Annotated in this window: 24 protein-coding genes; 3 read left to right on the top strand and 21 right to left on the bottom strand. The window is 41.4% G+C overall.

Annotation, left to right across the window (positions count from 1 at the left end; translation table 11 throughout):
• Positions 1-178 precede the first annotated feature (178 nt).
• The 9 genes from MHI53_RS14240 to MHI53_RS14280 form a co-directional block, all read right to left on the bottom strand.
• A complete protein-coding gene (locus MHI53_RS14240; RefSeq protein WP_100531507.1) occupies positions 179-1,012 on the bottom strand; it encodes a carbohydrate ABC transporter permease in 834 nt (277 codons plus the stop codon).
• Positions 1,013-1,026: 14 nt separating this feature from the next.
• Complete coding sequence (locus tag MHI53_RS14245; protein WP_061144170.1) at positions 1,027-1,974, bottom strand: sugar ABC transporter permease; 948 nt, start codon at positions 1,972-1,974, stop codon at positions 1,027-1,029.
• 57 nt (positions 1,975-2,031) lie between these two features.
• On the bottom strand, positions 2,032-3,276 hold the full coding sequence (locus MHI53_RS14250; protein WP_340373688.1) for a sugar ABC transporter substrate-binding protein: 1,245 nt from the start codon (positions 3,274-3,276) through the stop codon (positions 2,032-2,034).
• Positions 3,277-3,559: 283 nt separating this feature from the next.
• Entirely contained in the window at positions 3,560-4,834 is a 1,275-nt protein-coding gene (locus tag MHI53_RS14255; RefSeq protein WP_340371593.1) for a Gfo/Idh/MocA family oxidoreductase, read from the bottom strand.
• An 84-nt stretch (positions 4,835-4,918) separates the two neighbouring features.
• Entirely contained in the window at positions 4,919-5,968 is a 1,050-nt protein-coding gene (locus MHI53_RS14260) for a LacI family DNA-binding transcriptional regulator (protein ID WP_340371594.1), read from the bottom strand.
• Positions 5,969-6,364: 396 nt separating this feature from the next.
• Positions 6,365-7,096 (bottom strand): GntR family transcriptional regulator, encoded by a 732-nt coding sequence (locus tag MHI53_RS14265; protein ID WP_340371595.1) that lies wholly within the window; start codon positions 7,094-7,096, stop codon positions 6,365-6,367.
• A 241-nt stretch (positions 7,097-7,337) separates the two neighbouring features.
• Positions 7,338-8,570, bottom strand: a complete 1,233-nt coding sequence (locus tag MHI53_RS14270) for an MFS transporter (RefSeq protein ID WP_340371596.1) — start codon at positions 8,568-8,570, stop codon at positions 7,338-7,340.
• Between the two features lie 49 nt (positions 8,571-8,619).
• Positions 8,620-9,654 (bottom strand): ROK family transcriptional regulator, encoded by a 1,035-nt coding sequence (locus tag MHI53_RS14275; protein ID WP_061144175.1) that lies wholly within the window; start codon positions 9,652-9,654, stop codon positions 8,620-8,622.
• Positions 9,655-9,836: 182 nt separating this feature from the next.
• Positions 9,837-10,325, bottom strand: coding sequence for a MarR family transcriptional regulator (locus tag MHI53_RS14280; RefSeq protein ID WP_061144176.1), 489 nt, complete (start codon positions 10,323-10,325; stop codon positions 9,837-9,839).
• 168 nt (positions 10,326-10,493) lie between these two features.
• Here MHI53_RS14280 and nfsA point away from each other — a divergent pair, with 168 nt between their 5' ends.
• On the top strand, positions 10,494-11,243 hold the full coding sequence (gene nfsA, locus MHI53_RS14285) for an oxygen-insensitive NADPH nitroreductase (RefSeq protein ID WP_061144177.1): 750 nt from the start codon (positions 10,494-10,496) through the stop codon (positions 11,241-11,243).
• A 134-nt stretch (positions 11,244-11,377) separates the two neighbouring features.
• Here the strand turns inward: nfsA and MHI53_RS14290 are convergent, their stop codons facing one another.
• The 10 genes from MHI53_RS14290 to murQ form a co-directional block, all read right to left on the bottom strand.
• Positions 11,378-12,106: a GntR family transcriptional regulator gene (locus MHI53_RS14290; protein WP_340371597.1), complete on the bottom strand. Its 729-nt coding sequence runs from the start codon at positions 12,104-12,106 to the stop codon at positions 11,378-11,380.
• Positions 12,107-12,241: 135 nt separating this feature from the next.
• Entirely contained in the window at positions 12,242-13,117 is an 876-nt protein-coding gene (locus tag MHI53_RS14295; protein ID WP_100531498.1) for a MurR/RpiR family transcriptional regulator, read from the bottom strand.
• A gap of 23 nt (positions 13,118-13,140) precedes the next feature.
• Positions 13,141-14,037 (bottom strand): BadF/BadG/BcrA/BcrD ATPase family protein, encoded by an 897-nt coding sequence (locus MHI53_RS14300; protein WP_061144180.1) that lies wholly within the window; start codon positions 14,035-14,037, stop codon positions 13,141-13,143.
• Between the two features lie 68 nt (positions 14,038-14,105).
• A complete protein-coding gene (locus tag MHI53_RS14305) occupies positions 14,106-15,191 on the bottom strand; it encodes a MupG family TIM beta-alpha barrel fold protein (protein WP_061144181.1) in 1,086 nt (361 codons plus the stop codon).
• A gap of 20 nt (positions 15,192-15,211) precedes the next feature.
• The gene (locus tag MHI53_RS14310; protein WP_061144182.1) at positions 15,212-15,541 is read right to left on the bottom strand and encodes a PTS lactose/cellobiose transporter subunit IIA; all 330 of its coding nucleotides are present in this window, start codon (positions 15,539-15,541) and stop codon (positions 15,212-15,214) included.
• A 70-nt stretch (positions 15,542-15,611) separates the two neighbouring features.
• Complete coding sequence (locus MHI53_RS14315; RefSeq protein ID WP_061144183.1) at positions 15,612-16,961, bottom strand: 6-phospho-beta-glucosidase; 1,350 nt, start codon at positions 16,959-16,961, stop codon at positions 15,612-15,614.
• A 23-nt stretch (positions 16,962-16,984) separates the two neighbouring features.
• Complete coding sequence (locus MHI53_RS14320) at positions 16,985-17,269, bottom strand: hypothetical protein (RefSeq protein ID WP_061144184.1); 285 nt, start codon at positions 17,267-17,269, stop codon at positions 16,985-16,987.
• Between the two features lie 74 nt (positions 17,270-17,343).
• Positions 17,344-18,633 (bottom strand): PTS sugar transporter subunit IIC, encoded by a 1,290-nt coding sequence (locus tag MHI53_RS14325; protein ID WP_061144185.1) that lies wholly within the window; start codon positions 18,631-18,633, stop codon positions 17,344-17,346.
• A gap of 51 nt (positions 18,634-18,684) precedes the next feature.
• The gene (locus tag MHI53_RS14330) at positions 18,685-18,990 is read right to left on the bottom strand and encodes a PTS sugar transporter subunit IIB (protein WP_061144186.1); all 306 of its coding nucleotides are present in this window, start codon (positions 18,988-18,990) and stop codon (positions 18,685-18,687) included.
• Between the two features lie 33 nt (positions 18,991-19,023).
• Positions 19,024-19,917 carry an N-acetylmuramic acid 6-phosphate etherase gene (gene murQ, locus MHI53_RS14335; protein WP_269800034.1) on the bottom strand — a complete coding sequence of 298 codons (894 nt, stop codon included), beginning with the start codon at positions 19,915-19,917 and terminating at the stop codon, positions 19,024-19,026.
• 349 nt (positions 19,918-20,266) lie between these two features.
• On the opposite strand from murQ, the gene MHI53_RS14340 reads away from it, so the two are divergent.
• Together MHI53_RS14340 and anmK are read left to right on the top strand one after the other, a co-directional pair.
• Positions 20,267-21,790, top strand: a complete 1,524-nt coding sequence (locus MHI53_RS14340) for a family 10 glycosylhydrolase (RefSeq protein ID WP_340373689.1) — start codon at positions 20,267-20,269, stop codon at positions 21,788-21,790.
• A gap of 44 nt (positions 21,791-21,834) precedes the next feature.
• Entirely contained in the window at positions 21,835-22,989 is a 1,155-nt protein-coding gene (gene anmK / locus MHI53_RS14345; RefSeq protein ID WP_340371598.1) for an anhydro-N-acetylmuramic acid kinase AnmK, read from the top strand.
• A 387-nt stretch (positions 22,990-23,376) separates the two neighbouring features.
• Here the strand turns inward: anmK and MHI53_RS14350 are convergent, their stop codons facing one another.
• Together MHI53_RS14350 and MHI53_RS14355 are read right to left on the bottom strand one after the other, a co-directional pair.
• Complete coding sequence (locus MHI53_RS14350) at positions 23,377-24,258, bottom strand: VOC family protein (protein ID WP_061144189.1); 882 nt, start codon at positions 24,256-24,258, stop codon at positions 23,377-23,379.
• A gap of 200 nt (positions 24,259-24,458) precedes the next feature.
• Entirely contained in the window at positions 24,459-26,051 is a 1,593-nt protein-coding gene (locus tag MHI53_RS14355; protein WP_340371599.1) for a bifunctional 3-(3-hydroxy-phenyl)propionate/3-hydroxycinnamic acid hydroxylase, read from the bottom strand.
• Positions 26,052-26,172: the final 121 nt, after the last annotated feature.

The following is a 26,172-nucleotide window of genomic DNA, read 5'->3' on the forward strand; positions in this document are numbered from 1 at the left end:
CCAATACTATGAGTTTTTCATGCGATAAAGACTTTCCATTTTTCTTGAAATTTTATACGGCGATACATCTGCATATATTTCCCATCAAGAAAACTCATTGGGTCACCCCCACCTAATAAGGTGGTTAAAATGATGCGATCTAAAGGTTAGCCCCCTTTGTCCTTAACTATTCTTGTCTTTATTTGCCGCCTGTTACGGCAATACCTTCAATGAATTGTTTTTGCAAGATGATGAATAATACGAGCATGGGCAGTATCGCTAAAAAGGAGCCTGCCATAAGTATAGGGTAGTTCGTTAAATACTGACCTTGAAGAGATGACAATCCAACTGAAAGTGTCATTGATTCGGGAGAACTGTTTACAATCATTGGCCACATCAATTCATTCCAGCTCCAAAGAGTCGTGAAAATACCCAATGCGATCAAACCAGGTTTGGCGAGAGGAAGCATTACTTTCCAGTAAATTTGAAAATGGTTACAGCCATCAAGTCTTGCCGCCTCTTCCAGTTCTTTTGGAAGGCCCATAAAGAATTGCCTTAGCAGGAACGTACCGAATGCGCTAAACATTCCTGGGACTATTACCGCCTGTAATGTATTCAACCATCCAAGTTTAACCATAATCATATATTGCGGGAGTAAAAACACTTGCCCTGGTACCATTAAAACGGATAAAGCTAACAAAAACAGGATATTCCTGCCCGGAAATTCAATCCTGGCGAATGCATAGGCGGCTAACGAACACAAAAATAATTGCCCCGCTGTCCTTACGACCGTAACAATAACTGTATTAAACATAAATTTAAAAAATGGCAAAAGTCCAAAAATCTCTATATAATTTCCCCATTGCAAGTCCTTCGGAAAGATAATAGGCGGAACGTGAATGGACTCAGCATACGTTTTTAAGGAGGTTAAGATCATCCATAAAAAAGGCGTGACCATTGCTACAGATCCCAAAATGAGCACAAAATGGATAAGGAATGTTTTACTTGTCACAAGCTGCCTCGTTCTTTCCATTGTTTCTACCTCCTTTAGTCATAGTGAACCCATTTTTTCTGTAAGACCATTTGGATTGCAGTGATAATCAAGATTACTATCAATAAAAGAACAGCGATTGCTGCTGCGTATCCCTTATCGTTTAAAACGAATGCGTGCTGATAGAATAGATAAACAACTGATTGCGTACTTTCCAAGGCTGTACTACTTTTACCAATCATCATGAAAATTAAATCAAAAACTTGAAAAGCTCCAATTAAGGACGTGATACTTACAAAGAAAATAACAGGGGAGAGCAGCGGCAGTGTAATATTAAAGAATACCTTAAGCGGGCCAGCTCCATCCATTTCCGCTGCTTCATAATAGGACTTCGGAATTCCTTGTAATCCGGAAAGGAAAATGATCATGTTATAACCGATTCCACTCCAGATTGCTACGACAATAATTGAATATAAAGCAATTTTCGGATCACTTACCCATTGTGGGCCCTTGATTCCGAATAGAGATAAAAGATAGTTTAGCAGTCCGTAATCCGAATTGTATAGCCATTTCCAAACCATGGCGATGGCAGCTGGCATAGTGATTACGGGTAAGAAATATAATGTGCGATAAACGGATTTCCCTTTAATATTTTGATTCAGGAGTACAGCTAGTAGAATAGATAAGAATATACCGATGGGAACAGTAAAGATAATATATATCGCTGTATTCTTAAATGATTTAATGAGGTTGGTATCCTCTAGCATGCGCTTATAGTTATCCAGCCCCGTCCACTCATATTGACCAAAGGCTCCCCATTCGGTGAAGCTAAAGTAAAAGTTCTGAAAGATGGGCCAGAGATAGAAAATGAACAAACCTAACATGGTAGGAGCAATCATGAGATAAGCCCAAAAAAGGTCTGAACTTTTCCTTGTCTTCGTTAAGTTAGAAACCTTAAATTTTGAATTTGCTTTGACCTCGGCCTGTAGAGAATGTTCCTGCACCGTTCTCACTCCTTTTATGGAAAGAAGAGAAGAAACATCTTCTCTCCTTCAATTTTTCTATTTCTTGGATAGTGCCCCATCTGCCTTGTCTGTTAACTCTTTTACGGCATCTTCCACACTTTCTTCTTCGCTCCAAACCTTTTTAAGAACGTCCGTTTCGTACTGCCAAATTTCTCCGGTATTTTTAACACTAGGCAGCGGAACAGAATAATCAGCACCATCAATAAAGGCTTGAAGATTGATATTTGGAACGGCTTGAACCCAAGCCTCTTGTGTACCATTATAGGCTGGAATCACCGTCCCTGTTTTGGCAAATATCTCTGCCGCTTCTTTAGAACCAAGAAATTGGACAAATTTCCATGCAGCATCTTTATGCTTTGTGTTAGCCGCTATAACATTGGCTAGCCCATGAATGGCCACTGCACGCTGTTTTCCTTTTGGTACTACAGCAACATTTATATCCGGATTATTCTTATACTCTTGTAACATCCAAGGTCCATCGAACATCATAGCTACTTTTCCTGAAGAGAATAATTCAGAAGCGGCTGTTTCTGTCATTTGAGCCTGTGTCGGAGATAATCCTTCCTTTATGAAACTAGTATTATAATGAAGTGCCTCAATCGCTTCCGGTTGATCGAATCCTACAGACTTTTCATCGTCAGAAATGATATAACCCCCATTTTGCCAAATGAAATCATAATAACCACCTTGGTTCCCCATTAAAGCAGCATAGCCCCAAATACCTTTATTTTTATCTGTCAGTTTTTTGGCGTTTTCCTTTAACTTATTCCAGTCCCAGGTGTCATCTGGATATGGCACACCTGCTTCATCAAAGATTTTTTTGTTATACCATAAGCCTGTTGTATCAAAATCTTTTGGTATACCATATATATCTCCTTTAACAGTATAAAGATCAATTAAAGATTCCGGATAATTATCTAAGCTATAGTTTTCTTTTTTTGCAAGATCAGTAAGTGGCAGGATTACCTTTCCCTCAGCATATTGTTGAACATGTGCCCCATTCATCCACATAACATCAGGTAGCGCCGCACCAGTGGCAGCAGTTTCAAGTTTTTGGAAATATTGACCGTAAGGAGTGATCTCCGTTTTGACTTTAATGTTCGGATATTTTTCGTTAAATAATTTGATAACTTCATCTATGGCAGAGACTTGCTTTTTATCCCAAAATCCATAAGTGATTTCTACATTCCCGTCCCCTGATGCAGCGTCGTCATTACTGCATCCAACTAGCACCATTAATCCTAAAATCGCGGTAAAAACTATCATTAGCCATTTTTTCATCATATTTCCCTTCCTTCAAATAAAGTTAGTAGTATTCTAAAAACTCCCAGGACATGATGGTTTTATGCTTAGTTCCCCCTTGGTAGCCCTTACATTTTCTTCATCTCTTGAAACATTTCCCATTAAATAACTGTGAAACCCCTCCAAATGCTGATAGCTTACCACCCCACTAAATAAAATAGTCTCATGATGTAATTTCTTTATTTTTAAAGCTTCAGTCATCAGATGATATCTTGTTTAAAAACCTGGATGAGAACAAACTTCCTTTATAATCTCCAAGTTCTTAACTTTTAGTATTTTCTTCTAAACTACGGTAATAATGGTCTATATTAATGGATTGTCCATTATTTAACCTCGACTCTTCAGCAGCAAATGCCATAAGGTGACTTCTTACTGAAGCTAAGGCAGATGAAACGCTATCTTGTTTATTTCCAAACTGGATTTCTCTCAAAAAAGTCCTCATGATGCTATTATCTCCACCACCATGTCCACCAATAGGATTGTCAAATTTTATTACCGTTTCATGCTTGGTGAGAAAATCAAAAATCGAAATACTATTTTCCTCCATATTTCCACGTATTTCCCCTTTTGTTCCCATTATTTGAACGATACGTGTTTGTTCCCTTGTAAACCCGCACATACTAAATGTCGCTGTTGCCCCACCTTCGAATTCCATGTTTACTACTTGATGATCGACGACATTATTATCTGAACGATAAACACATTTTCCATATGGAGTTTCATGTAATGCTTTTATGATTCCTTCATTCGTATAATCTTCTGTAAATTTCCTTGCCCACCCTTTACCTTCACCAAGATAATACCTGCCAGCATGATATGGACATTCATATTCAACTGGACAACCGTCCAAACATCTTTTTGGGGCTCCATTAGGTGCATGATCTTCTTTAAAATGCATAAGCGAACCATATGAACTTACACGTTTACAATCCTTGCCTATTACAAAAGAAATGATATCCATGTCATGACAGGACTTTTGCAGAATCATGGGGCTCGTTCTTTCTTTGTTATTCCAATTTCCACGTACAAAACTATGAGACATATGCATCACTTCTACATTTTCATTCAATTGCAGCGATACTACCTCTCCAATTTCCCCAGTGGAAATAACCTTTTTTATCGCTGACCAAAATTCTGTGTACCTTAATACATGACATATTGTAAGATTTCGATTATATTTTTGCGCTGCTTGTTCCATTTCTATGCATTCCATCGGATCTGGGGACATCGGTTTTTCCAAAAGAACATGATAACCTAGTTCCAATGCTCTCATGGTAGGTTTAAAGTGATGGCGATCTAGTGTACATATTATGGCAATATCCGCTATTTTTCTTTTTAAATTGAATACCTCCTCCCACGACTCAAAGCAATTTTCATTGGAAATATCATGTTCTTTTTGAAATTTGATCCTTCTTTCTTTAAACGGCTCTGCCACACCTGTGATCTTTAATTCATTAGGGTTCTTTAAGGCATATGGTGCATAAGCTCTTCCCCCTCTGTCACCTGCTCCGATAATTATTGCTTTCATTTGTTTCATGGCATATTCCCCTATCTTTAATTTTCCGTTCATTTTCCCGATTTACGCCAAACGTTTTCCAATGAGTTTTAAAAAAAGAACCGCTTAGGTTCGTTTTATGTTAGAAGATTCTCGAAGGACTAATTCAAATGGCAGGATGATTTTCACCGGGAGTTTAATTTTCTCTTCTACCATTTCTATAATCGTTTTAGCTGCCATTCTCCCCATTTCATATTTAGGGATATCTACCGTTGACAGCTGGGGTGACGAATATTTGCCCATCTCAATATTATCTACTCCAAAGAATGCGATGTCCTCTGGAATTCTAATGTTATTTTCCCTGGCAGCTCTCATGGCAGCGATCGCCATCAAATCACTCGCACAGACCATAGCTGTTGGCAGGTGCAACGGATCCTTTTTAATCAATTTTTTCATTTCCACATAGCTATTATCCATTTTCCATCGGGTATTCATTACCCAATCAGGTTGGATTTTCAGCCCGGTTTCTTCCATGGCACGTTGAAAGCCTTTAAACCGTTGTTCAGCATACAAATCTTCAAAGTTTTCATTAACACCTCCGCCAATAAAGCCTATATCGTGGTGACCTTGCTTAACTAAATACTTAACAACCATTTTGATAGAAGCCTCGCGATCGTAATCGACAATCGCTATATTTTTATCTGCATAAAAAAAGTCCAACCCTACTAGTGGTATATATTGTTGAATATATTCGATAATACGATCATTAATCTTATCGATTAGAAGCAGTCCTTCAATTCCTGAATCATGAATGGTCTTAAGAAGCAGGGCCTCATTTTCAAGTTCATCCTTGGTAATACTAATCAAGTTGTACTCATTATTTGTTAATTCATCACGAATGCCTGTATAAATATTTGCAAAGTAAGGGTTAATTTCCGCTTGTTTGGGATTGGCTACCCATCCAATTTTCATTGTTCTTATGTTCCGCTTCTCTTGCTTATTAGCAACTAAATTTCGGGCATGCTGATTTGGTATATACCCTAACTCCTTAACTGCTTCCCAAATTCTCGCTTTTGTTTCCTGGTTAACATTTCTGGTTTGATCATTTTGAATTACTCTCGAAACAGTAGAGATAGAAACTCCTACCCGTTCAGCAATATCCTTTAGTCTTATCACGAATAAAACACCTCTTAATTATGTACTTTTCAGCCTTCTTAAATAGGATAACAAATTTTGTATCCTTTTAAGAAATACTTTTGCATCTTAAAAATGTTTTAAGAGAAGTTTTACTTTTTACTATGGATTCGAAGTTAATGGGTTGTAGGTACAAGTCAAATTAAAAAAAAGATTCCAGCAAAAATCGTCTTCTTTACCTTCCTTTATTGACAGAAAATTTTAACTAATACAAATATATACGCTGTAAGTTAACCTGTCAACCCAACAACTTAAATAATTTAAACCATAATATGATTCTTTAATCCTTGTAATTTACTATTTCGTCCTTCTTGTATGTTTAGGAGTTATTAGCTTATAAGAAAACTCATAGACACAATGCTATGAGTGATGGAATCTTTATGTAAGTTCTGTATAAAAACGGCAGCGATCGCCCCGAACAATAGAAATACAAAATTCCACAGGCTTTCCATTGATATCATAAGCAGTCCGTTCAAGCAACAGAGCAGGAAGACCTTCTTCCGTTTGGAGGTGCTCACTTTCTTCGGCACGAATAAGAACTGGTTCAAATGATTCTTTTGCTCTGGTTACTACGATATTGAATTGTTGTGAAAATAAATCATATAGTGAAACTTCACCAACTTTTTTAAGTTGCTCCGTATCGGAAACCACGTTTTTCGGTATGAAAGATGATTCCAAAATATACGGTTCATCGTTGGCACAACGGAGGCGTTTCATTTCAATTACCTTCTCATCTTCCCCAACCAGCAACGCTTCCCTGATTTTTGAAGTGGGATGGACTTCCTCTATTTTTAGAATGATATCTTTGGGATTCATTCCTTTTTCCTTCAATACCTTACTAAAGCTGTAAAACCCCATCAATGATTGTTGCAATTTTGGTTTTGCCACGAAGGTACCTTTTCCTTGAATTCGGTAAAGAATTCCTTCCTGTACTAACTCTTCAATAGCTTTTTTTGCAGTGTTCCGACTCACACCAAATTGGTCCATTAATTGATTTTCAGATGGGATTTTATCACCGAGCGCCCAATGACCCTTTTCAATTGACCCCTTTAACCTCTCCATTAATTGGTGATAAAGAGGTATTACACTTCCATGCTCCAGTGGTTTCATTATCGTAAGCCTACCTTCCATCCAAACTTGCATTCTTATTACCAAATTATATCATCGACACTAATTGTGTCAAACGAGCACGCACAGTTGTCTTTGGCATCAGTTTTGCGAAGGGGAATGAAAAATTCCATTAGGTTCAGTGTTTAGTAAGGATCGCCTGTATATGAATCGTTATCCAGTCACCATATTATTCCCATTTCAAGACTCCTCTGTTTAATCTCCTTAACAACCCCCTTCATGTTTACAGGGTCATGGAATTCGAATGTTCACCCTGTACGGATCGCCTTTTTTTTAATAAACCATTTAATTTTTCCGATCCCAAGAACATCGCTGCCACAAAAAAGGCAATGAAAAACGGAAAAATCCCGATTGATGTGTGAGATGCGAAGAATCCAAGAAGAGGAGGCATGGACATGCTGCCAGTATAGGCCATGGCCATTTGAAAGCCCATGATGGTCTGGGAATGTTCCTTTCCAAATCGCGCTGGCGTTTCATGCAGCATGCATGGGAATATCGGAGCAAAGCCTAATCCGACCATGATGAACCCTGCTAGCAAGAAGCCTGACGGCAAGGGTAATAATAAAAGTGCTGTTCCTAACAAGGCTGTCACTTGACCGACTCGAATCAGCGTGCGATTTCTGACTTTTAATGTAATGAAGCCTGTAATGAACCGTCCAATCGTTATTCCTGCATAATATAACGAAACCCATTTTGCCGCTACATCAACAGGCAATTCCTTTACATTCACAAGGAAGCTGCTTCCCCAAAGACCTATTGTTGCTTCGGCCCCGCAATAAAACAAAAAGGAAACCAGAGCAAGCTTCACGCCTTTAATTCGCAAAGGTTTTGTTTGTATAGCATCTTCTTCAAGCAAGGCAGCAGCCGGTTCGTCCTTCTTTTCCGAAGACGCGGCAGCGCTGTTTTTTGCGATTTTATTCCATAAAGGCAAGGTGAAGAAAAGGATGATGACCAATGCGAACTGAATGCCGGCAATTGCAAGATACCCGCTTCTCCAAGAATTCCCCCCTGAAATGGACTGGGCCATAATGATGGGACCAAGAGTGGCCCCGACTCCCCAAAAGCAATGCAGCCAACTCATGTGGTGCGCTTTGTAATGCGTAGCCACGTAATTGTTCAATCCAGCATCAACAGACCCTGCGCCTATCCCCAATGGTATGGCGAATATGACCAGCCAGACAACCGATGGAGCAAAATGAAAACCTAGCAGGCTCCCCGCAGTCAGTAAGCAGCTGACAAATGTGACTTGGCCGGTTCCAAACCGCTTAAGGACGATTCCACTGACTAAACTGGAAACGATGGTACCGGCTGCAATCGTCATAAAAAGCCATCCAGCCGTCTCAAGCGGTGCACCATATTCCGCACTCATCACAGGCCAAGCGACTCCTAACAATGAATCAGGTAAACCTAGGCTGATAAAAGCCAAATAGATGATGACCAAAAAAAATGTAGCCATAGTAGAATTCGCCTCCCGTTCATTTATTCACGTACATTTGTTTCTCTTTTTAACTACTTTTTTCAGTAATCATCAAATCAAGGCCAAGGACTTGTAAGCCGTATAAATAGTCTTGTTTCCAATTACTTGCGACAAGCTCAGGAAGATGTTTTTCCGGGATATACGTCGAGCTTCTTCCTGCAATCTGTTCCAATATTGATTCGTCCACCTCATCATTGCAAAAAATGATGGTTTTCGGATTGATGATGGCTGTAAAAGAAGCCACCAGCCTGCTGATCGCATCGATTTCATATTCCTCACGAATGGCCTTCTTCTGTGTCTGCTTTCCTTTTGCCAAAGCTTGCAGAAAGTTTCGGTCATCATACTGAGGGACAAAGGAAACCTCTCCCGAAAAATAAGTGCTCCCTCGAACCACGCCCCCGTTGATCATGATTCCTGCGCCTGGACCATTTTGACCGGAATATACATAAATAAGAGAATGATCGTGCTTGATTTTCCGATTATTGTGATAGCCAAGTACTGCAGCATTCATATCGTTCTCCACGACTACCGGTATGGAAAAATGAGCTTCAAAATACCCTTTTAAATCAAAATCCTGAATATGCTCGTAGCCTGGAATGAAAAAAATCCTTCCATTCTCTACGGAACCGGGCACACCGATTGCCATGGAGCTGACCTGCGGATAGTGATCCATGAGGTCTTCTATGTCTTTGGTTAAGAAGCGAAATGCACCATCCATTAAGGCAGGTGCCGTTCTCCCCTGCTCCTTCACTTCCCCGAAACAATTAAAGACCACATAATTCGTTTCATGTTCCTCCATAAACAAGGCCAAACCCAACTTATACTCCGGATTGTATGTATATCTTTTTGCTCTTCGTCCGCCACTGGAGTCATCGAGACCTGTCAAAATCAGTTCTCCATCCTTCTCCATCTGCCGCAGAAATTTACTTATGGTCGGGAAACTGATTCCCAATTTTTCGCTGAGCTCAACCTTTGTAGCACTTCCATGTTCTAATAGAGCAGCACGAATGCCATGAAGGATCGATTTTTTCATCGATTTTGGCTTAAATACTAACTCATCCATTTGGTTCATCACCCCCTTTTACACACTTATTAAATAACTTTAATAAGTTCTGGACCAATATACCATATCCAGGAATTGAAAACAATGGCTACTAAGTTGTTATATTCATAATCGATGAAAACGCAAAAAAGCCTTCGTATCCATTACAAAGGCTGGGGATTAAATCCTCCCGTTTTACAGGGTTATTTCTCTAAGGTTACGAATGTTGTACCGGCAAGATCCTGAAGAAAAGCGGAGATTACTAGCAGCTCGCTTTCGCTGTACTTTTGTAAAAATTGGCCAAAGTTCTTTTCCATTTCCTTATGTAATTCTTGATGAAGATTGAAAAGCTCTTGGCCCAACAGTGTTGTATGGTAAAGCACTTCTTTTTTATTGTTGGGGAGAAATTCTGCCCTGATCAATTTTTTAGCCATTAGCTTCCGGGTGATTTTTGATACACTGCCTTTAGGGATATTCAGCTGTCTTGAAATCGTGATCCCATTGACGGGCTCAAAACGACCGATGCCATCGAGGACATGCAGCATCAAGGTCGTCATTCCTTTTATCATGTCGGTGATGGTATCATGACTGCTTTTTTGCATTAACCATTGTTTTTCTTCGTCATTCTCTGATTCTCTTTCCATTAATTTAATAAAAGAATCCATAATTTTTTTCTGTGAAGAATCATTCATAAAAAAAAGACCTCCTTTGAATACTTATCATAATTTTATTTAACCGATATATCAAGACATAGCTAACTGTATTGTTTCCAAGAAACAATATTGACAACCATTTAAAGCATTGGTATTATAGTTTCCAGGAAACAAAAATACCAATGCCCATTAGGAGATGTAGCCTTAATGAATCCAGTCATTGACACGATAATGAGCCATCGCTCCATTCGCCAGTTCAAGGATGAAGCCATGACAAAAGAACAAATGAAGACCATCATAGAAGCAGCACAAATGGCCCCTTCTTCCAGATTCATGCAAACATATTCGATTATCGGGATAACCAACCCACTATTAAAAAAAGACCTCGGAACGATCACTGGCTTAACCTATGTTGAAAACAATGGCCACTTCCTAATATTTTGTGCCGATTTACATAGATTGACGATCATGGCCTCTGAAGAGGAAAAACAAAACATGCAAGACATGCTCGAAAGTACACAGTTCTATCAGATAGCGACGATAGATGCATCGTTAGCCGCTCAAAATGCCGCTCTCGCAGCAGAATCAATGGGACTGGGAGTCGTCTATATCGGAGCCATCGCGAAGAATTTACCGGAAATAGACAAGCTATTGAACCTACCTTCCCACGTCATTCCTTTGTTTGGAATGGCAATCGGCATCCCGGACCAGAAACCGGAAATTAAGCCTCGTTTACCGATACAGGCGGTTTATTTTGAAAATCAATACAACAGCGATGCAGAAGAGCAGCGAGAATTTACAGAAAGCTATGACCAAAAAATGAAAGCCTATTACCAAACACGATCGGAAAATCCGCGGGCGGATACATGGTCCGGCAAGAATATTGCTCTCTTTCAAAAAAAGGCGGATGCGAACTATTCACAATATGTAAAAAGTAAAAGAATGAATGTAAAGTAGCGCTTTGATCGAAAACGAGTCGAACAGTACGTGAGGCAAGGTCTTCTCCTATCAATCACCTTCATTGATTGGATTTAGGGTGATTGAATAGTTGCGGACGGTAAAGCGATTATCCTTGAATAAGGAATGTCCCCTTACGATGACCTCTCCATATCAATCGTCAGCTTATAGCGATCTGCGCGGTAAACAGAATGGGCAACTTCAAACGGTTTGTTCGTATCCAGCCTGCTAATTCGTTCAATTCGCAATACCGGGTCCCCTACGGCTACCCCAAGCATCTCGGCCTCGATCTTTTGTGCGATGGAGGCCGAGATGGATTGCCTTCCATACTGAATTTTCAGGCCAAACGTTTTTTCTGCATAGCCATAAATGGAGGTAAGGGCCATTTCCTCCGTCAATCCCCGTGAAAGCGCCTTTGAAAGATAAACCGTTTCATAAGCCATCGGCAATTGGTCAGCCAGCCTTACCCGTTTCAGCTCAAGAATTGGCGTTCCCGCCTCCACCTCAAGTTTGGCAGCAAGATCCCGATCAGCATGGACCTCCGATAACCGGATAACACGTGTACTCGGCTCATGCCCCCTAGACTGCATATCTTCGGAAAAGCTTGTTAATCCTTTCAGGGGCTGCTCGATTTTTTGGTGGGCAACGAATGTGCCTACTCCCCGCTTCCTATATAAATATCCTTCGTTCACAAGATTGGTTACGGCTTGTCTTACCGTCATCCTGCTTATTTCATATTTTTCCGTGTATTCCCGTTCAGAAGGAATCATCTCGCCAGGCAGTAATCGTTGGGTTTGAATTGCATTTTTAATCACTTCTTCAAGTTGATAGTATATTGGAAGCGGCGAATTCTTATCGATCATATAGGATACAACATCCTTTCAAGGTGATGTAGGTTTTCCAAAATATCCTACCTGGAATCTTCTGTACTATCGAAGAAATCAGTTTCTTCCTATCAAATCCCGAGCATACGATACATCTTTCTTGCAGGTTAATCTTCACTTTTCTGGCGTTTCCTGATTTCTTTTGGTGAATTTCAATACAGATTCCCTCGAACGCTCAATCCCGTTTTTATTTTCATTATAATATTTTGAAACGTACGCATAGAAAATAATACTCACCGTTAACAATTGTGCGAACAGCGAGCTTGTTGCAGCACTTCGAAATTTAGCTTCCGGTGCCCGTACGTGGTGTAATGGCATATCGACTTTTTTGGTCAACCCATTGTTGCCCAATCGTGATAAGCCGATCGTTTTGATACCATATGCTTTAGCGATATCAACAAGCTGGAGGATTTCTTCCGTTTCACCGCTATTGGAAATACAGAAAAAAACGGTATTTTTGGATGCCGCAGCAAGTGCTGTTGCCGTAATGTGAGGATCTTGATTAGCACTTACGATTTTTCCGAGCCGCAACCATTTCTGGCTGATGTCCTCCGCTATCAGCCATGAAGCCCCCAGGCCATATACATAAATGACATCGGCCACCTTCATGGTTTCGACGATTTGATCAAGGACGTCTTCATCCAAATAATGTGCGGTTTCTTGAATGGCCTGGACAGAGTTGGAAACGATCTTGTCCTTGATGGAGGCGATCGTTTCGTCAGGTTCTATGTCATGAAAGCCTTTTTTTTCCGGTTGCGAAATAAGAGATGATAAAGATACCTTCAATTCCGAAAAACTATTCACTTTTATGGAACGGCAAAATCTTGTCACAGCCGAACTGCTGGCCTCGGCATGTGCAGCTAATTCATGTATGGTCATCCTTATGGTTTCCGCAGGGTTATCTAAAATATATTGGGCGATTTTTCTTTCTGATTTAGGCAATAGATTCAGTAGACTTTCAATTCTCAGTAAAATATTTTCAACGTGCATATCATTGCTCCCTCGACCTTGTCTTAACTTATATGCTTCACCGCTATGTAATAACACCCCAACGTTGATGATACTTCATCCACGATAAAATTCACATCTGGTTTTTCAAGTTGGATATGTTCGATAAAGGAGCTTTGAACCAATCGGACTTGGGTCAGGATGCTGCCTTTCATTGCAATTGTAACATTCTCTCCAACATTTAACTTCCTGCAAACATCGAGGGCATTTTTTGCAAGGTGATATCCTGCCTGAATAAGTATTTTCTCTGAAATCTCATCGCTTGCCTCTGCTTGTTCGACAATCAATGGAACAAATGCGGCAATATCTGCCTTCGTCGCGGAATAGATGAATTTTTTCAAATCCCCTACACGTTGAAAGCCCAGTTTTGACAAAAGCGCTCCCGTTAATTGGCTCTGCTCCAGGCCTTCGTCATCTTCTTTTGTCATATTGATGAATGCCTTCATCGCAATCCAATAGCCACTGCCTTCGTCCCCAAGGAGATGTCCCCAGCCCCCAGCCTGCTCCACGGCACCATCATGGGTTCCGATACTTACAGCTCCTGTTCCTGAAATCGTCAAAACACCATCTTTTCCTTTCAATAAGGCAGCATGGGCGATAATTCCATCATTAACGATCGTAAAAGGGATATTGAACGCCTTCGTTAATGCACTTTTTATTCCTTGTGGGTTTTTCACCCCGCCATATCCAGCTAATCCTAAACAGATGTAAAGGCATTTTCCATTTTCAATCGGTGCCTTGCATTGTTCAATGGCCTGGATGATGTTCGTTATCGCATGTTCTTCATTTATGAGCAAATTACCATAGCCGGCTTTGCTTTCACTAATTATATTCCCCGCTACTCCATAGGCAACTGCTTCTGTTTTAGTGCCGCCGCCATCAACACCGATAATATAGTTCATATCATTCTCCTATTCATTAAAAAAAGGGAGGAATGTATACTGTTCCTTCCCTTTTCACCTTTAAACCATTAATTTGAACTGAATTGGAATTTACCCCATGGCTCCAAATGATCAAGCAGGAACACTTCCTCGTCTGCGATACGGCCCACTACGTTCGTTTTGCCTGAGTTCTTCATATCTTTCAACGCAATTTGCAATTCACCTTTATATTGTCCGTAGAGCTCATTTTCAATTAAAAGGTCACCGCGTTTAATATCAGGCGTGTAGGTTGGCTTAAACTCTTCATTCTTATACTTGACGCGTGATTGAGTCGAACGGATAAGATAATCGGACACATCTCCACGGTAAAAATGAAATTCTTCCAGGACGATTTTTTTCTCTAAATCCGTTATGGTTTCATGGAGATTTACATTGAATGTCAACAATCCACGATCGAGCATGCTAAGCTGTTTCAATTCCGCTTCCGATGCATAGGCATTTGCAATGATCACGTCATCTATCAATCCGGTTGCAAACAAGTGCTTCGCTTGAGTGGTAATGGCTAATTCCCGGTGCATTTCCAATGTACACAATCCCTCTGTTATGGGCCACGGTCCGTAAGTCGCCGCCTTTGAGCTTATGAAGGCTGCCGTGCGGATATTATGCTTTTTGAAAGATTCACAGCATTTTACAAAATGAGGGTAGCTCAATCCTGCATAGCGATGAGGATAGAAGTTGTGTGATCCGATCAAATTTTCTTTTTTCGGTTTATAATTCATGATATTTTCTAAATAATTCGTTGCATTGCTCATGTTTATTTCAATTTTCAAACCATATGGATTATGTGTCATGATCGACTCTTCATTACCTGTAAAGCCCATATCCAGCCTAATTCCATATGCACCCAGCTCAGCAAAAAATGAAAGATCGTCATAAGAAATCCCTAGAGTACCGAAGACCCGCGGCGCAATATCGACCATCACTTCCATATTCAATTGATTGGCATATACAATCGTTTCTTTGAATTCGTTCATGACCTTCTCTTTATCACCTTCGACTGAAAGCAGGCATGTAAAGATCTTTTTGAAACCGTACTTATGTGCAATAGCAATGTACTCGATATCTTTTGCAACGGTTGAATGTTCTGGATAGATGGAAATACCTAGTTTGCCCATTTGTCTCACCTCTTTCTTTATTACTGTTGCGGGGCTAATTTTTTGATGATCCGAATCATATGTTCAATCAGTTTTTGCTCACTCATCGCCGTCATTAAATGATCCTGTGCGTGGATCATCAACAAAGTCTTTTCACTGGGAACACCATTCAATTCGGCTTGAATTAATTTGGTTTGTGTCTTATGAGCCAAATTCAATTCTTCCTGACCTTGTTTTATTAGCTCTTCCGCCTTTTCAAAATTGAATTCTTCCGCTTCCGTCAATGCATCAAAGGCCAGTCCTCTGGCATTTCCACTATGTGAGATGATTTCAAAGATTTCCATTTCGTTATTGTTCAGTTCAGTTGACATATTTCTACACTCCTATTTATGTTAAAGTATGATCGGTATGTTTTCATGAAAAAAATTCAGTTGATTGGATTTATCCCTGTATGTCCGCCAAAGCCTTTTCATGGAAGAATTGTGGTAAGTATTCCTCATGTGCTTTCAACAGTTTTTGCAAAACCTCTTCAGCCAGGTCATCACTGGGAATCAGCGGATTAATGGTCAATGCGAGCAACGCTTTGTCATAGGAGCCTGTAACGGCTGCTTCCGCTCCTATTCTTTCGAATGATTTAATTTGCTGAATCAAGCCGAGTATTGGGACAGGCAGTTTTCCCATAGTCAGGGGGATTGGGCCATTTTTGGTGACGATACAGCTAACCTCGACAGCTGAATCGAAATCAACTTCGGCGAGCGCCCCTTTGTTTTGGACATTCAAAACTTGAATGTCCTTTTTATCATTATAAATGGACGAAATGACATTACACGCAGCATCGCTATAGTAAGCCCCGCCACGTTGCTCCAACTGCGGAGGCTTGACGGCAAGGGTTTCATCCTTGTATAGATCAAACAGTCCCTCTTCCAATGTTTTCACAATTTCAGCCCGGGTTTGCCCTGATTTGAACGCTGCCAACTCTTCTTCTAAAATCGTTTTTGTTTTGTAATAATAGCGATGGTATGGGCAAGGAACTACGCCTAATGATTTCAAGAACCTCCTGTTCCAAGGAAGCGGGGCAATATTCTTCATCGTCAGCTGAATTTCCGGATTAGCGAGCATTTCGAGCACCTCATCGGTCACTTCCCGATCATCAATGTATACATGAATCCCAAATACCATATGGTTCAGTCCCGCGAAGTCTATATGTACGCTCTCCCTATCAACACCCATCATTTTTGAAATCGACATATGCATATTAAATGGCACATTGCATACCCCGATGACTTTTTTATGGCTGCTGTAGCGGAGAAGTGCTTCCGTCACCATTCCGGCAGGGTTCGTGAAGTTAATTAGCCATGCATCCGGACACAGCTCCTGCATTTCTTCGGCGATTTCAAGGAGAACGGGTATCGTTCGCAAACCCTTAAACAAACCGCCAGCTCCATTCGTTTCCTGCCCTATCAATCCCAGTTCCAATGGGATGCGCTCATCTTTGACTCGTGCATCCAATAAACCGACTCTCATCTGCGTAGTGACAAAATCCGCATTTTTCAATGCTTGACGCCTGTCCAATGTTAAATGGATCTCCATGGGTACGCCCGCCTTTTTGACCATCCTCCTAGCCAACGTCCCAACGATCTCCAGCTTTTCCTTTCCAGCTTCGATGTCCACTAACCAAAGTTCTTTAATCGGCAGCTCATCAAAACGTTTAATGAAACCTTCTATTAATTCAGGTGTATAACTGGATCCGCCTCCAATCGTGGCTACCTTCAACCCTTTTGACACTTTCATTTACCCCTCACCACTTTCTACTTTTATGCATAGATGATTGCATGACATACAACGGCGCTGACTGCCAATAAAGACAAAAATAAGAGTGACGCCTGTTTCTTGTTTTTAAACTTACCTTCAACCAAACATATGACAATCGTCAATCCTGCACTGATCGCACATGTATTTCCTAAGTACAGTGATAATTGCTTATCCATTCCGAGGGCATCCATCAATGCGTTAAAGATAAAATTAAAAACAAGAATGAAACTGAAAAAGATAAATGCACTTTTGTAACTGAAAAAGTGAATTTTTGTTGTCGTATTCATCGTACTCCACCTTCTCCATCCTAATTAAAGGGAGTTTGGAGCATTCCGTTCCAAACTCCCTTTTTTGCTCTCACTTATAAAGCGATATTTTTGCTATCTGTTGTTTCTACCGTATTTTCTTGAGCCAAGAGTTTTTTATCGTACATTTTAAAGAATGGCAGATAAACAATTACAGAGATTGATAGATTGACCAGGACAAGAATGATCGCTCTCCAATCACCGCCTGTTGAAAGATAGGCGCCTATCGGAGCAGGCAATGTCCAAGGCACCATTACATATGTAGGGTTGACCAGCCCTATGGACGTTGCTATATAGGCAAGTGTCGCACCAATCAATGGAGTTATGATGAATGGGATGATCAAGATCGGATTTAGTACAATCGGCATCCCAAATATGACTGGTTCATTGATGTTAAAGATGCTTGGAACGATCGTTGCTTTCCCCATCGCTTTGCTATAGGTCGATTTTGCCGTTAACAGCATTGCAATGACCAGGCCGAGTGTTGCACCAGAGCCACCAATCCAAATAAACCATTGGAAGAATGTTTCAGGCGCTACATGCGGTATTGTCGATCCCGCTGCAACCGCTGCCGAGTTATTCGCTAAATACACTTCCCAAACCGGGCGAGCAACGGCGCCCACAACAGACACGCCATGAATGCCAAACGACCAGAAGAAAGTAATCAAAAACACTGGAATCAATACACCTGGTAAAGTGTCACCTGCACTGATTAGCGGTGCAACCGCTTTATCGACAAGGGAATGTAAATCGACTGCAAACACGACGGTAATGAACGTCATCACTAGCAGTACGATCGAAACCGGTATTAACGCTTCAAAGGAACGGGCCACGGATGTTGGAACCGAATCCGGCATTTTAATGGTGATGTTTTTCGTCTTGCATAGCCGTAAAACTTCAACTGCGAAAATGGATACAAGCATTCCCACAAATAGACCATGGCCACCGAGATTTGTCATGGGCAGCACAAACCCCACGTCATCCATCGTTTTTACACCGATTGTGAACAAGAAGGCAGCCAATGAGAGCAGGCCTCCTGATAGCGGATCAAGTTTATAGCTTTGGGATAAACTGTAGCCTATACCAAATGTAATATAAAGCGTCATGATGAACATCGTTAACCGATATGGAATTAAAATTTCTGCTATGTGCTTTGCAGACCATTCACCTATTGCCGAGTCTGCTGCGACAGGCGGGAAAGCGATGATTAAAAACAAACTCCCAAAGATGATGAATGGCAATGCAGAAACCACTCCATCCCGAATTGCCCGTAAATGTTTTTGCTCAGACAGTTTAGCCATCGGTGTTGAAAGATTATTTTCTAAAAACGCTACAAACTTGTCCATGGTTGTTTTCCCCTTTTACTTATGATAGATAAGAAGCTTTTTGGTGATTCATTATTTTACTAGTTCTGTTACTAGCTTTAAAAGCTTAGGACCGCCAAGCGGGCTGTAAGCTTGGGCAGGTATCGCTTCACATGGCACTCCCGCATCATCGGCGGATGCCTTGAAGCCGTCAAAACGATGCTTGACCTGAGGTGCCACCATGGCAACATCCCAGCCGTTCCGGACCTCTGAATCGAATTCTTGAGAGCCCACTGCTAACACTTCAATGTTCATACCTTGTTTTTCGCCTTCCTTTTTTAAAGCGCTTACAACGATTGCGCTTGACATTCCACCTGAACATACGAATAATACCTTCATTATTAATTCCTCCCATTTTTTTTTATAAAAAGCTTAAATCGTTTTTCTTATGAAACCTTTTCCGATTTCCAAACGGTTTGTCGCTTCTTCATATGAAACATTCGTTAAAATCATCACGATGGCAATTTTAGGCTGTGAATGTGCCTTTGCTAAATATTCATCTGCCACATCATAACTGCAGTCGGTGGCATCCATGATGATCCGTTTTGCCCGTTCGACCAGCTTTTCGTTAGTCAACTGTAAATCCACCATTAAATTCCCATAGACTTTCCCGATGCCCACCATTGAAGCTGTGGAAAGCATGTTGCACACTAGTTTCTGGGATGTGCCCGCTTTCAATCGTGTAGAACCAGTCAGAACTTCAGGCCCGTTCACGACTTCGATGGCAACTTTGGCGATTTTCCCTATCTCTGAACCTTTATTACAGCTTATCGATACCGTGCCTGCGCCAACTTGATTGGCATATTCAAGGCCGGCAATGACATATGGCGTTCGCCCGCTTGCGGCAATGCCGACAACAACGTCTTTGCTTGTTAAATCGATTTTCTTTAAATCCTCGGGTCCCAAATCAAAGCTGTCTTCAGCACCTTCAACCGCTTTGATGAAAGCCTTTTCTCCTCCTGCTATAAGACCCACCACTTCCCCGGGGTCAGTGTTGAAGGTAGGGGGACATTCCACGGCGTCCAATAAACCGATGCGTCCACTCGTTCCGGCACCCATATAGATCAATCTGCCCTTCGCATTCATTGCTGCAACGATCATATCCACGGCTTTTGAAATTTGCGGCAATTCCTTCTTAACGCATTGTGCAACTTTCATGTCTTCCTCGTTCATCACTTCTAAAAATTCAATCGTTTTCATTTCATCCAAACTCATGGTCTTTTCGTTACGACGTTCTGTCGTTAAATGCTCTAGCATGCCTATCATCCTTTTTATTTCTGTAGTGATGCTGTTGAATCTCTAAAAAGAATATAACATTACTAAAAATTAATTTCAATATCGTATATACATTTTTGAAAATTAATTTTAAAATAAGCATAATACCTCTATATTTTTATGAATTTCTGCATACTTTTAATATTTTCAGGCATTCCCTTTCATTTTTTAAGTGAATAGGTATATTCATTATTTGTTAACGCTTACAAATAATCATATAAAAATTACTAGCTGAAAAGAGGTTGTACGATTGATGAATGGAAGAATGACAAAAAGAAAACTAGGTTCATTGGCACTGACTGCTTTAGTGGGGGGATCGCTTCTCCTTCCCGCTGACTTGATGGCAGGTGCAGATGCTCACTCGCCATCTCCCAAAACGGCCCATGTTAAGCAGGAACTGCGTGCGACCTGGATTGCAAGCGTGCTAAACATCGACTGGCCATCGAAGCCCGGATTGACAGTTACGGCTCAGAAAGAAGAATTCATCAAGTATTTGGATGAGCAAAAAGCGATGGGGATGAATGCTGTCGTCATGCAGATCAAACCGACAGCCGATGCTTTTTATCCTTCCCGCTATGGACTTTGGTCACAATATTTAACAGGTGTTCAAGGAAAGGATCCAGGGTACGATCCCCTTGCATTCATGATTGAGGAAGCCCACAAACGGAATATGGAATTTCACGCTTGGTTCAATCCTTATCGAATCACCATGCCTTTAGGAAAAACGGCAGAACTCTCTGACCTTGATAAACTACCGGAATCCCATCCTGCCAGAAAGCATTCAAATTGGGTCATCCCCTACGGACAGCAATTGTACTTTGATCCAGGCATCCCTGAAGTACAGCAGTTCGTGATTGACGGTATTATGGAAGTTGTTAAGAAGTATGATATCGACGCGGTTCACATGGATGATTATTTCTACCCTTATAAGATTGCCGGCATACCTTTTCCAGATGATGACTCCTATCAAAGGTATGGCGCAGCTGAATTTTCGAATGTAGAAGATTGGCGCAGGGACAATGTTAACAATCTAGTTAAACATATCAATGAACAAATCAAGGCGGAAAAATCTTATGTGAAGTTTGGTATCAGTCCATTTGGCGTCTGGCGTAACAAAGCGGTTGATCCAACAGGCTCGGACACCGCTGCCGGACAAACCAATTATGATGATTTATATGCGGATACACGAACATGGATCAATAATGGCTACATCGATTACATTGCGCCTCAATTATATTGGAACATAGGATTGCCCGTAGCCGACTATGCGAAGCTTCTTGATTGGTGGACAAAAGAAGTCAAAGGTAAAAATGTCCAGCTCTATATTGGACAGGCAGATTACAAAATCAATACGGAGTCCAACGGCGTGCAAAACTGGTTTGATCCGGAAGAACTGCCAAACCAGATAAAATTAAATCGATCTTTTAAAGAGTTCGATGGCAGCATGCATTTCAGTGCAAAAGATTTACGGAATAACCCCCTCGGGATAGCAGACCGTTTACGTGAAGACATTTACCGCCATCCTGCCTTGGTTCCATCGATGCCTTGGATAGATAATGAAGCGCCAAAAGCTCCTCAGGTTGGCAAGGCAAAGCAGAAGGGGGCCGAAATCCAATTCAAGATTCGCGACCACAAGCATTCAGATGCATCTTATTATGCCATTTATCGTTTTGATGGGAAGCATGAAGGAAATCTTGAGGATTCAACGAACTTACTGGCTACAGTCCACAAAGAAAAGGATGATCAATCGTTCCACGACCGTACCGTCGAAAAAGGAAATACTTACACTTATGTAGTGACTGCCTTGGACCGTACCCACAATGAAAGCAAACAAACCAAGCAGATTAAAATAAAGGTAAGATAACATTCCTTGTTATGATAAAACTAGCAAAGATGGGTGGCATGAAAATGTACATAGTAGGATTAATGTCCGGAACCTCATTGGATGGCATCGATGCGGCACTTGTTCGTGTGAATGATAGCGGCCTGAAGACGGAAATTGAAATGATCGAATTCATCACCTACCCCTTTCCGAAAGCCGTGGAAGAAGAAATCGTTCAGTCTTTATCCGTTGATACATCCAATGTGCAATTGATTTGCAGTTTGAATTTCAAGTTAGGAAAATTATTTTCAGAGGCAACCAAGGAAGTTTGCAAGAAAGCCGGACTTCCCCCGGAGCACCTGGATCTAATAGGAAGCCATGGACAAACGATCTATCATCAGCCTTTGCAGGAAAAGAACCTGGTTCCGTCAACCCTTCAAATTGGGGAACCAGCCGTGATAGCTTACGATACGAATACACCAGTCATATCCAATTTCCGCACCATGGACATGGCCGCTGGCGGTCAGGGTGCCCCGCTCGTACCTTATACCGAATATGTTCTTTACAGAAGTGAAACGAAGGGGAGATTGCTTCAAAATATCGGGGGAATCGGAAATGTGACGGTGCTGCCCAAGCAAGCCACCCTCGAAGACATGTATGCCTTCGATACCGGTCCAGGCAATATGATCATTGATGAGGTATGCCGCCAGTTATTTCATAGGAAATATGATGAAGGCGGGAAAATGGCGAAGCAGGGGCAAATGAATGAAGAGCTATTAGCTTATTGCCTTAGCCACCCCTATATTATGAGCCAGCCACCAAAGTCGACAGGCAGGGAGTTGTTCGGCAAACAATATGTTGAAACCCTATTAAGGAAATTCAACACGCTTCCGGGCGAAGACATCTTAGCGACGGTAACGATGTTTACCGCCAAGTCCATCGTCGACAACTATCGAGCATTCATCCTGCCGAAAACCGACATAGAAGAAGTGATCATCGGCGGGGGCGGCAGCTACAATAACACGTTAATTGAAATGATCCGCTCATTGCTTGGAGATTCCATAACCGTCCTCACGCAGGAAGAACTCGGATACTCATCTGAAGCAAAAGAAGCCGTAGCATTTGCTTTGCTTGCAAACGAGACGTTTCATGGCAAACCAAGTAATGTCCCCTGCGCTACAGGTGCAAAAAAGGATGTCATCCTGGGGAACATCACCTTCCCCCCTTTAACAGGATATTGATTAAGAAGCTTACATTCTTAAAAATTCCCCTTGGAACTGAATCTTAGGGGAATTTTTAATGCGAATCCGCTACTGTTGCATTTGAAATAGGCCAGGTGATAACCGCCTACACCATATCAGTCTCAGCTTTCCGGATGTCTGCAGCTTGTGTTCATTACCTGATGCTTGAAAACAAGAGGAGCCAACCCTCCAATTGGCTCCTACATAACATACTTTAAATTGAACTTCAGGTATTCATGGATTTCTCCTCCTGCCCCTCCTAATCCATTAGATCACTGAGAAGAAGCATCTGGAAAATGAAAAGCCCAATTCATGATCAGAGGTAGAGAAAAAGACTGCCCCATTCTGTTGCCGCTTTAACGATCGATCACCGCTCGCCCTATACTCTTAAACTTTTGCCAAATCCACTTCGAATTCAGTTCCCCATGAACTCAAACCTTCCCAAACTCTCGGCTTAAGCGGTAAATATTTATGCCATGGACGCGGCTCAAACATACCAAGTTCAGGGATGAATACATCAAGATCCGTGTAAAGCTCGATGATATTCCCATCTGGATCATGGTGGTATGAAGCAATGTTATGGCCAGCCGTATGGCGCGAAGGTCCCCAAAGTATCGGGCGGCCATGTTTCGCCAATACATCTGAACTGTTGCATTGATGACTAGCATCTTTCAGCTGGAAGGCAATATGATGCATTCTGGTCTCGTTGGATGCAACAATATTCAATACATGATGATCCGAATTGCATGTTAAGAAGTTGCAAAAGTCTTCACCAATTTGATCTGTAAACCAGAAGCCTAATGATTCTTGGTAAAATTGAACCACTTCCTTGTGATTGTCCGCATAAAAAGCGATATGTCCAAGTTTCAGGGGAACGATACCCGAAGACCCATAGCCAACAGCTGAGTGTTCCATGTCCGTAAATAATTCAATGATATTTCCAGCAGGATCATTTAATTCAATGAGCGTGGCAATTCCAGGCTTTCCTTTTCTCAGTTTTGATGCGATGCCCTGTAATTGTAATTGTTCCTGTACTTCCTCCAAGCTCAGCTTGCCATCCAATTGATATCCATAGCTGCGAATGGCCGTTTTTTCAGCTGGTGTGATGATAATATTATGATGATCGAGACCGTTACTTAAATATGTAATGCCTGCTGTCTTTTCCGTGACCCGGTAACCCATTACATTTGTATAATAATTAATCATATCTTCTGGATTTTTCGTCATGAAATCTGCATATGCTAACCGAAAAACTTTTATTTTGGTCATCATTCATTCCTCCATTATCATTTGCTATATGAATAAACTTATAAGTCGCATTTCCAATATTCAGCTAATTCATTAATAATAGATCGATAGTTATGCTATACTTAATTCACGGATATGATTGGTCCTGCCTCCCACAGGCAATAACCAATCAACAAATCTTGACTAGATACATGCGGGGTGATGACACACCCTTTACTCTCTTATTGAGTGATGTATCTAGTGTTGTCTGTCTTCCTATTCAGCTTTATTTGTCTCGAAAGATCATCGATCAAAATAGGCAGCCGATCGAATGACGAAACAGCACCAAATATATAAAAGTCCGGACGGACAATGACCGCTTTGAATCCGGTTTCATCAAAAAACTGTGCGTACTTCCCCTTTATATCCACTACAGCATCCCTGCTTATTTCTTGATTCGGAATAATGGTTATGAATCTTGTTCCCAGTTGCTCCATAAACTCTATCTGCCCACTCCCTAAAAACCTGCTTGCATCGTCAAGGAAACTTAAAATCTTCCATCCCTGTCCAACTGCATCGTCCAACAGGCTTGTCACGCCTTTGTAGGTCACTTCACTTTGCAACGACAACCGACCTGCATGCGATTCACTGACTGCTTCATCGTTTTTATAAAGAATTCCGTCCGTCATGTTCGGGAATTCTGGAAATTCCGGTGCCTTTCCAGTTAAAAAGGCTTCGTCCCTTTCCTTCGCAGCTTCTGGATCGGTTACACAAATCATTCTGCCTAAAAATAGAGCGGCTTCAATAACCGCTTGTGTATGAGGTTTTCTTTCTGTGGTATACGTATCCAGGATGGCTTCATCAGCTACGCCGCGTAAAACAAGATCTAGCTTCCAAGCCAAATTCTTCGAATCACGAAGCCCTGAGCATAGTCCCTGCCCCATGAACGGTGGAGTCAAGTGAGCAGCATCGCCTGCTAACATAAGCCTTCCTTTTCGCCAGTCGTCCACCCACATTGCCCGAAATGTATAAACGGCATGCCGCTCCAAAATCGCATTATCAGCTGAAATATTCCACGGTTCCAGTAAACGCCAAGCGACTTCTTCATGATTAAGCTCTTCCTTTGTTTCATCAGGAAGAACCATGAATTCCCAACGCCTCCTTCCTGGTCCTCCAGAAACCACGGTTGTTGGTCGTGCTGGGTCACATAATTGCAGATTGCTAGGTTTCCACTCCCGTTCTTCTTTTGGGATGATATCCACCACGAGCCAGTCGGATTGAAATCCCAGATCGGTGAACGTATGGTCCATCTGTTTACGAACGAAACTATTGGATCCATCACATCCTACAACATACCGAGCTGTTACTTTTGTTTGTACACCCTGAAAATCTTTGACGATCAAATCCACCCTATCCTGATATTCAGAAAGTCCGACTGCCTCATATCCAAGATTGATGCTTACTGTAGATAGGCTTTTGCACGATATATCCATTTTTCGTTCCAGTTCAGGTTGATTGAAAAACATATCCCGCGGCCATCCAGAGATGCCAAACTCCGACCAATCCAATTTCAAAAGGGCTTGATGATCCGCATTACACCACTCGTACATATCTTGAACTCTTTCGGAAATCGTTTCGATATCAATCGTAGGGATTACCGTTTGAAGGATCCTCGCTACTTCATGATCATAATGTACGGCTCTAGGTAATGAAAAGGCCTCTGGAAATCGTTCATACACACCCACTTTCCAGCCTTTTTGGCCAAGCAAGGCTGCTAACAATTTCCCTGCTGGACCATAACCGACGATCGCTACATCGAAAATCTCATTTTTCATAAAACATCCCCTTCCATCATTCATACCAATATCGTAAATCCGGATTGTAAGCGCATACAAATAAATCGAGCTGTATAACTTAAGCGAGGAATAAAGCTGGGATTGACCTCAAAACAAGGTA

The sequence above is a fragment of the Peribacillus sp. FSL E2-0218 genome, from assembly GCF_037992945.1.
GTDB classification, from domain to species: domain Bacteria; phylum Bacillota; class Bacilli; order Bacillales; family DSM-1321; genus Peribacillus; species Peribacillus simplex_B.

Excerpts from the sequence above, each read along its gene's own strand:
- MHI53_RS14315 (WP_061144183.1), bottom strand. The coding sequence starts at position 16,961 with ATGAAAGTGTCAAAAGGGTTGAAGGTAGCCACGATTGGAGGCGGATCC.
- MHI53_RS14325 (WP_061144185.1), bottom strand. The coding sequence starts at position 18,633 with ATGGACAAGTTTGTAGCGTTTTTAGAAAATAATCTTTCAACACCGATG.
- MHI53_RS14290 (WP_340371597.1), bottom strand. The coding sequence starts at position 12,106 with ATGATCGATAAGAATTCGCCGCTTCCAATATACTATCAACTTGAAGAA.
- MHI53_RS14265 (WP_340371595.1), bottom strand. The coding sequence starts at position 7,096 with ATGAAACCACTGGAGCATGGAAGTGTAATACCTCTTTATCACCAATTA.
- MHI53_RS14295 (WP_100531498.1), bottom strand. The coding sequence starts at position 13,117 with ATGCACGTTGAAAATATTTTACTGAGAATTGAAAGTCTACTGAATCTA.
- MHI53_RS14320 (WP_061144184.1), bottom strand. The coding sequence starts at position 17,269 with ATGAATACGACAACAAAAATTCACTTTTTCAGTTACAAAAGTGCATTT.
- MHI53_RS14340 (WP_340373689.1), top strand. The coding sequence starts at position 20,267 with ATGGCAGGTGCAGATGCTCACTCGCCATCTCCCAAAACGGCCCATGTT.
- nfsA (WP_061144177.1), top strand. The coding sequence starts at position 10,494 with ATGAATCCAGTCATTGACACGATAATGAGCCATCGCTCCATTCGCCAG.
- MHI53_RS14270 (WP_340371596.1), bottom strand. The coding sequence starts at position 8,570 with ATGGCTACATTTTTTTTGGTCATCATCTATTTGGCTTTTATCAGCCTA.
- MHI53_RS14280 (WP_061144176.1), bottom strand. The coding sequence starts at position 10,325 with ATGAATGATTCTTCACAGAAAAAAATTATGGATTCTTTTATTAAATTA.
- MHI53_RS14310 (WP_061144182.1), bottom strand. The coding sequence starts at position 15,541 with ATGTCAACTGAACTGAACAATAACGAAATGGAAATCTTTGAAATCATC.
- MHI53_RS14350 (WP_061144189.1), bottom strand. The coding sequence starts at position 24,258 with ATGACCAAAATAAAAGTTTTTCGGTTAGCATATGCAGATTTCATGACG.
- MHI53_RS14305 (WP_061144181.1), bottom strand. The coding sequence starts at position 15,191 with ATGGGCAAACTAGGTATTTCCATCTATCCAGAACATTCAACCGTTGCA.
- MHI53_RS14255 (WP_340371593.1), bottom strand. The coding sequence starts at position 4,834 with ATGAAACAAATGAAAGCAATAATTATCGGAGCAGGTGACAGAGGGGGA.
- anmK (WP_340371598.1), top strand. The coding sequence starts at position 21,835 with ATGTACATAGTAGGATTAATGTCCGGAACCTCATTGGATGGCATCGAT.
- MHI53_RS14275 (WP_061144175.1), bottom strand. The coding sequence starts at position 9,654 with ATGGATGAGTTAGTATTTAAGCCAAAATCGATGAAAAAATCGATCCTT.
- murQ (WP_269800034.1), bottom strand. The coding sequence starts at position 19,917 with ATGATAGGCATGCTAGAGCATTTAACGACAGAACGTCGTAACGAAAAG.
- MHI53_RS14355 (WP_340371599.1), bottom strand. The coding sequence starts at position 26,051 with ATGAAAAATGAGATTTTCGATGTAGCGATCGTCGGTTATGGTCCAGCA.
- MHI53_RS14300 (WP_061144180.1), bottom strand. The coding sequence starts at position 14,037 with ATGAACTATATTATCGGTGTTGATGGCGGCGGCACTAAAACAGAAGCA.
- MHI53_RS14250 (WP_340373688.1), bottom strand. The coding sequence starts at position 3,276 with ATGAAAAAATGGCTAATGATAGTTTTTACCGCGATTTTAGGATTAATG.
- MHI53_RS14330 (WP_061144186.1), bottom strand. The coding sequence starts at position 18,990 with ATGAAGGTATTATTCGTATGTTCAGGTGGAATGTCAAGCGCAATCGTT.
- MHI53_RS14240 (WP_100531507.1), bottom strand. The coding sequence starts at position 1,012 with ATGGAAAGAACGAGGCAGCTTGTGACAAGTAAAACATTCCTTATCCAT.